The 258-nt window shown below is 56.6% G+C and carries 1 tRNA gene and 1 rRNA gene; both read right to left on the bottom strand.

What is annotated here, in order from left to right:
* Positions 1 to 50: 50 nt before the first annotated feature.
* Positions 51 to 126 (bottom strand) — tRNA-Lys (locus ETB99_RS14825).
* 7 nt (positions 127 to 133) lie between these two features.
* Positions 134 to 250, bottom strand: a 5S ribosomal RNA gene (gene rrf, locus ETB99_RS14820).
* Positions 251 to 258 lie beyond the last annotated feature (8 nt).

Here is a 258-nt window from a genome sequence, read left to right as displayed (position 1 = left end):
CGCCAGATCCTAAGTCTGGTGCGTCTGCCAATTCCGCCACACCCGCATCATGGTGAGCCATGGAGGACTCGAACCTCCGACCCTCTGATTAAAAGTCAGATGCTCTACCTACTGAGCTAATGGCTCATTTTTTGCCCGGCAACGTCCTACTCTCGCAGGCGGTGTCCCGCCAACTACCATCGGCGCTGGAGAGCTTAACTTCCGTGTTCGGGATGGGAACGGGTGTGACCTCTCCGCCATCGTCACCGAGCAATATGT

The sequence above is a fragment of the Anoxybacillus sp. CHMUD genome (genome assembly GCF_013096965.1).
In the GTDB taxonomy this organism is placed as follows: Bacteria; Bacillota; Bacilli; order Bacillales; family Anoxybacillaceae; genus Anoxybacillus; species Anoxybacillus kestanbolensis_A.
This window is presented reverse-complemented; position numbering and strand designations above follow the sequence as displayed.